The organism is Pararcticibacter amylolyticus (assembly GCF_003130405.1).
GTDB classification, from domain to species: domain Bacteria; phylum Bacteroidota; class Bacteroidia; order Sphingobacteriales; family Sphingobacteriaceae; genus Arcticibacter; species Arcticibacter amylolyticus.
The window spans coordinates 248,116-253,708 of the sequence record NZ_QEAS01000007.1; the positions used below are offsets into that span (position 1 = coordinate 248,116).

Annotated in this window: 7 protein-coding genes; 3 read left to right on the top strand and 4 right to left on the bottom strand. The window is 43.3% G+C overall.

The window, feature by feature from the left end; all coding sequences use genetic code 11:
- Positions 1–233: 233 nt before the first annotated feature.
- A complete protein-coding gene (locus DDR33_RS10410) occupies positions 234–806 on the top strand; it encodes an RNA polymerase sigma factor (protein WP_109415711.1) in 573 nt (190 codons plus the stop codon).
- 11 nt (positions 807–817) lie between these two features.
- Positions 818–1,924 carry a S1C family serine protease gene (locus DDR33_RS10415; protein WP_109415712.1) on the top strand — a complete coding sequence of 369 codons (1,107 nt, stop codon included), beginning with the start codon at positions 818–820 and terminating at the stop codon, positions 1,922–1,924.
- Between the two features lie 52 nt (positions 1,925–1,976).
- Here DDR33_RS10415 and DDR33_RS10420 read toward each other — a convergent pair whose 3' ends face one another.
- Genes DDR33_RS10420 through pdxH form a run of 3 tightly spaced genes read right to left on the bottom strand, consistent with a single transcriptional unit; the run spans position 1,977 to position 4,349 of the window.
- Positions 1,977–3,161 (bottom strand): NADH-quinone oxidoreductase subunit D, encoded by a 1,185-nt coding sequence (locus tag DDR33_RS10420; RefSeq protein ID WP_109415713.1) that lies wholly within the window; start codon positions 3,159–3,161, stop codon positions 1,977–1,979.
- A gap of 35 nt (positions 3,162–3,196) precedes the next feature.
- Complete coding sequence (locus DDR33_RS10425; RefSeq protein ID WP_109415714.1) at positions 3,197–3,694, bottom strand: NADH-quinone oxidoreductase subunit C; 498 nt, start codon at positions 3,692–3,694, stop codon at positions 3,197–3,199.
- 1 nt (position 3,695) lies between these two features.
- The gene (pdxH, locus tag DDR33_RS10430) at positions 3,696–4,349 is read right to left on the bottom strand and encodes a pyridoxamine 5'-phosphate oxidase (RefSeq protein WP_109415715.1); all 654 of its coding nucleotides are present in this window, start codon (positions 4,347–4,349) and stop codon (positions 3,696–3,698) included.
- Between the two features lie 96 nt (positions 4,350–4,445).
- Between pdxH and DDR33_RS10435 the strand changes: the two genes are divergently transcribed.
- Positions 4,446–5,009 carry a YqgE/AlgH family protein gene (locus DDR33_RS10435; RefSeq protein WP_109415716.1) on the top strand — a complete coding sequence of 188 codons (564 nt, stop codon included), beginning with the start codon at positions 4,446–4,448 and terminating at the stop codon, positions 5,007–5,009.
- Between the two features lie 66 nt (positions 5,010–5,075).
- On the opposite strand, the gene purE is transcribed toward DDR33_RS10435, so the two are convergent.
- Positions 5,076–5,561 carry a 5-(carboxyamino)imidazole ribonucleotide mutase gene (gene purE, locus DDR33_RS10440; protein ID WP_109415717.1) on the bottom strand — a complete coding sequence of 162 codons (486 nt, stop codon included), beginning with the start codon at positions 5,559–5,561 and terminating at the stop codon, positions 5,076–5,078.
- Positions 5,562–5,593 lie beyond the last annotated feature (32 nt).

A 5,593-nucleotide genomic window follows, 5' to 3' on the forward strand; every position in this document is an offset into this window, starting at 1 on the left:
CCTTCTGATTTGTTTGAGCTACATGCAGCAACTGATAAAGAGATAGCTAATGCTAAGAAACCGAATTTAAACAGATTTTTCATTTTTTCTGGGTCTAAAATCTAACGATTAAACAAATTTAATTTTAAGGTTAATACCGGACATTTCAAAAAGTAACCCGATACTTGAAGAAAAAAATAAAAAAAAATTTTCCCTATCATTGGGTTACAAAATTTACAAATACGGTATAAATAGTGAGCAGAGAGATAAAAAGGTCAGTACCAACAGATAGCGAAGTTATACTAGGTATTCTTAACGGCTCAAAAGATATTCTGGAAAGATTGTACAAAGCGTACTTTCCGATGGTCCTGCAACTCGTAGTCATGAATAATGGGACAGAGGATGAGGCTAAGGACGTATTTCAGGAAACAGTAATAGTTCTTTATAATAAGGTTCAGAGCGGCGGTTTTGAGTTGAGCAGTAAACTTAAAACGTTTATATATTCAGTTAGCAGGCGGTTATGGCTTAAGCGGCTGACGTATAAAAGCCGTAATTCCGGAAGTCTGCAGGATTTTGAAGAGACGTTACCGGTAGAGCAGGATATTGAACAGCATGAGGAAAAAGACCGGTTATTCAGGCAAATGGAAACCGCTCTGGTACATTTAGGAGAACCGTGCAAGACGATCATTGAAGATTTTTATATTAACAATAAATCAATGCAGGAGATTTGTGAGAAGTTTGGTTATACGAATGCTGATAATGCCAAGAATCAGAAGTATAAGTGCCTGCAGCGATTAAAAAAATTGTTTTTCATGGAAACAAGATAAGAGGTGAAAAAATGGATTTAACAGAACGAATAGAGAGGTACCTTGGAGGTGAGATGAGTGAGGAGGAACTGAATGCATTTGAGCTGCTGAGGGCGTCAGACCCCGCAGTTGATCAGAAGGTGGTAGCTCATGAAAACTTTATTCATCAGATACAGGCTTACGGCAGTCGCCGTAAACTTATGTCTGATATGAATGCTATACATGAGCAGCTGGATACTGAACAGGTAAAAGCGGAAGTGCTCCCTCTGTCAGTCTGGGTTAAGATCCTATGGAATAAATACCGGGTGAATGCCGCGGTAGCAGCCTCGGTTGCCATACTAGCGGTATTTGCTACCTTGTTTTCGACCGGTTTTTTCGCTAAGACCAGTGCTATTGCTTCAGACAACATAGCTTTGCGGCGTGAGATGAGCAGGGAAATCAATACTAAAGTAAAGCGGTCTCAAACTGAGATCCTGAAAAACATCAAGGAAACCACAACAAAAGCGCCTGCAGATCCAGTGATATTCGGTGGAACTGGATTTGCCTTAACGAATGATGGTTTTGTAATTACAAACTATCATGTGGTAAAAGGGGCCGATTCTATTTATATTCAGAATAACGAGGGGGAATCATTTAAGGCTTCTACTGTTTACAGCTATCCTGCTTATGATATCGCTGTACTTAAAATTACAGATGCTTCTTTCAGAACCCTGAAACCGTTGCCATATACCTTTAAGAGAACGACTTCAGATCTCGGTGAAGATGTTTGCACTTACGGTTTCCCCAAGGATGACCTCGTATATAGCAGAGGGTATGTTAGTTCGCGCACAGGTTATTCAGGCGATACAACCGAGTACCAGGTAGATATCTCTGTTAATCCGGGAAGCAGCGGGGGGCCTTTGCTTGATAGTAAAGGAAATGTGATTGGGGTAATTAAAGGAAAGTCATCCCGTACGGACGGCGCTTCATTTGCAATTAAATCAAAATACCTGATCGAAGCGATAGAATCAATCCCTAAGGATTCGTTGGGTAAGAATAAGAAGCTTGCTTTAAATAGCAAGAGCAGTCTTGCTAACCTGAGCAGGAAAGATCAGATACGGAAGATTGAAGACTATATATATATGGTTAAGGTGTATTAGTTATTATTAGTTTGAGTGTAAAGAGGCCCGTTTGCGGGCCTTTTGCTTTTTATTACCTGTCAAGTTCGCCCAATACAATATCTATCGAGCCGATGATGGCAATCAGGTCGGCAATCAGAATACCTCTTGATATTTCGGAAATAACAGAAATGTTATGGAAGCTGGGTGCTCGGGCTTTCACTCTTTTAGGTATTTCTGTCTTGCCGTCAGTAATGAAGTAATATCCAAGCTCTCCGCGGGGGCTCTCTGCTCTTAAATAAAAGTCCTGAGCCTTCGGTGTAATTTTTTTCGGTAACCTCGCTCTGGGATCAAAGTCAGGTGTCCGTTTCAGGTCTTTTTTGAGTCTGTCCAGACATTGTTCTATTATCCTGAGGGATTGTTCTATTTCGTCAATGCGGACTTTAAATCTGTCCCAGCAGTCGCCTATAGTGCCCATTTCTCCTTTTCCCGAGGGAATATCAAATTCCAGTTCAGGATAGGCTGAGTATTCGTCGACCCTCCGGAGGTCCCATTTTAAGCCCGAGGCGCGCAGCATGGGGCCTGAGCATCCATAGCTAATGGCGACATCGAGGGGCAGTACACCGACGTTGGCTGTTCTGGATATGAAGATCTGATTCTCGGTGAGGAGTTCATTCAGTTCCTTCATTTTTGGTTTGAAGTAATCAACAAATTCACTGCATCTTTCTTCAAACCCTACAGGAAGGTCATAAAATAAGCCGCCTACCCAGATGTAATTGTAGAGCAAACGGGAGCCTGATGCCCATTCGAGCATATTCATGATATGCTCACGATCGCGAAAGCACCATAAAAAGGGAGTGAAAGCTCCGATATCAATTCCGTAGGTTCCAAGAGCAATAAGATGCGACCCGATCCTGTTTAATTCACATACCAGTACCCGGATGTATTCGATTCGTTTAGGGATGTCTTTATCAATGCCGAGCATTCGTTCTACCCCCATTACCCAGGCATGGCTGTTATTCATTGAAGCCAGATAATCCATGCGGTCGGTGAATGGAATTGTTTGCTGATATGTGAGATTTTCTGCATGCTTTTCAAAGCATCTGTGCAGATAACCAACATGCGGAATGACTTCCTTCACAATCTCCCCGTCAGTAATCACTTCAAGTCTGAGCACCCCATGCGTCGATGGGTGCTGCGGACCGATATTAAGGATCATTTCTGTAGATCTGGCTCCCGCTATCAGTTGTTCGTAGCGTGTAGGCGTACTGTTATTCATTCTCTCTGCCTCGTCTTGTGTAAGGTGGATTGCAGTTAACTGACTTTAATTCCATGGTAATACTCCTGCACTTTGTAATCTTTCCTTAGCGGATACCCCTCCCAGTCATCGGGGAGAAGGATTCGCCTTAAATCAGGATGGCCTTCGAAGTGTAATCCTAAAAGGTCGTATGCTTCCCTTTCGTGCCAGTCTGCTGTTTTCCATACATTGCTGACAGTTGGGAATGAAGGAAGAGTACTGGCATTCCTGTCGTGATATTTCCTAACCTTGAGGGTTAGTTGAGTTTTATGGGGAATAGATGCCAGGTTGTATACTACTCCGAACATATTCTCTTCTATTCCATAATCAATTCCCGAAAGACAGGAGAGGAAGTCGAACCATGTATTTTCATTATCTCTCAGTTCCTGACATACATCCGCTATTTTATCTGCCTTTATAATTAAAGCTGGCTGACGTCCGGAAGTTTCTTCTCCCTCAATAACTTCAGCTCCGAACTTATTCACCAGAAGGTCTTTTATTTCCGGGAATTTCATATCAGGGTGCTAAGCGTATAATTTTCCAAAGATTGTTCTCCTTCTGATAGGCAATGCGGTCGTGCAGGCGGCCTTGTCCTCCCTGCCAGAATTCCACAAAGGTGGGTTTTATGATGTAACCGCCCCAATGTGGTGGTTTGGGAATCTCTGCTGCATCCTTATATTTTTCTTCAAGGAGCAGCAGGTTTTTCTGAAGTACTTCCCTGTCGTGTATCTCACGGCTCTGAGGCGAAGCGTGTGCCCCGATCTGACTTCCGCGCGGACGTGAGTGGAAGTATTTTTCGGATTCCTTTTCGTCTAATTTTTCGAGTGTGCCTTCAATTCTGACCTGGCGTTCCAGCTCCAGCCAGAAGAATACCAGTGCCGCATTGGGGTTTTTAGTTATTTCCTGTCCTTTGCGGCTTAAATAGTTTGTATAGAATATAAATCCTTCGTTATCGAATCCTTTTAAAAGCATTATCCGGGCAGAAGGTTTGCCGTCAGCTGTCGCCGTAGCGAGTGTCATTGCGTTGGGTTCTGCTATACCAGAAGAAAGAGCCTCTGCAAACCATTTTGAGAATTGGCTTATAGGGTCGGGAGCAACTTCTGTTTCCGATAATGTGGCAGAACGGTATTCCTGCCGGAGATTCTGAATTGTTTCGTTATTTAAGGTCATATTGTTACAAACTTACTAATTGTAAAAAATTTAAGTACTATATACTTCTTAATTCAATGTAAAAACATATAACTTAATGCCATTGTTATAAAACTTATGTTAAATCAAGTTCAGCCCAGGACCTCCAGTTTGTTGCTATCCGAGCCATTTATGGCTGACCCGAATTTCAAAAGATCGGTCGTACTGCTCGCCGAACATAATGAGGAGGGAACAGTGGGGTATGTGTTCAATCAAAAGAGTGATTATATTCTGAGCGATATTATGCCGGAATGCCCCGAAGCTGATTTTCCGATCTACATTGGCGGCCCCGTTGCAAACGATACTCTGCATTTTTTGCACAGGTGTTACGACCGGATGAACAGCGGAACAGAAATAGGCAACGGCATTTACTGGGGGGGCAACTTCGAAACGCTGAAGTTGCTCATCAATAACAGGCAGGTTGAAGGCAGTGAGATTCGTTTTTTCGCGGGTTATTCCGGTTGGGATCAAGGGCAGCTGGATGAGGAACTGGAACGAAATTCCTGGCTTGTAACGAATCACTATAATGCAGACTTCCTTTTCACCGACGAGGAAGAGAACTTATGGAAGGATATCGTACTCGGCCTGGGGCCTAAGTACGCTCATATAGTGAACTTTCCTGAAAACCCCCGCTGGAACTGAGCGTACAGACAGAATATGAGATAATAGTGAGGCTTTGATTGCTCATCTATTATCTCATATTACGAGCTAATTGCCCTCCATTTCCTTTGCTGTCTCTTCGACTTTCTTTTTGAGATCTTCTTTGTATGCTTTCAGCTGTGCTGTGACTTCCTCGCTGGAAGTACCGATAATCTGGGCTGCCAGTAAGCCTGCATTCTTTGCGGCGTTGAGCGCGACGGTGGCAACCGGGATGCCGTTGGGCATCTGTAGTATTGAAAGTATTGAATCCCAGCCATCAATAGAATTTGACGACTTAACCGGAACTCCTATTACGGGGAGATGGGTTAGGGATGCAACCATGCCTGGCAAGTGAGCAGCTCCGCCTGCTCCTGCTATAATAACCTTTAATCCTCTTTCCTCTGCTGTTTTGGCGTAATTAAACATACGTTCAGGAGTACGGTGCGCCGAGACTACCGTTATTTCAAAATCAACGCCTAGTTCTTTTAATATATCTGCGGCGTCCTGCATCACGGGCAAATCCGACTTGCTGCCCATTATAATTCCTACTTTCATTTGATAAACCCGGATTGCCGGTATTGAGTTAA

Excerpts from the sequence above, each read along its gene's own strand:
- DDR33_RS10415 (WP_109415712.1), top strand. The coding sequence starts at position 818 with ATGGATTTAACAGAACGAATAGAGAGGTACCTTGGAGGTGAGATGAGT.
- DDR33_RS10420 (WP_109415713.1), bottom strand. The coding sequence starts at position 3,161 with ATGAATAACAGTACGCCTACACGCTACGAACAACTGATAGCGGGAGCC.
- DDR33_RS10425 (WP_109415714.1), bottom strand. The coding sequence starts at position 3,694 with ATGAAATTCCCGGAAATAAAAGACCTTCTGGTGAATAAGTTCGGAGCT.
- pdxH (WP_109415715.1), bottom strand. The coding sequence starts at position 4,349 with ATGACCTTAAATAACGAAACAATTCAGAATCTCCGGCAGGAATACCGT.
- DDR33_RS10435 (WP_109415716.1), top strand. The coding sequence starts at position 4,446 with ATGTTAAATCAAGTTCAGCCCAGGACCTCCAGTTTGTTGCTATCCGAG.
- purE (WP_109415717.1), bottom strand. The coding sequence starts at position 5,561 with ATGAAAGTAGGAATTATAATGGGCAGCAAGTCGGATTTGCCCGTGATG.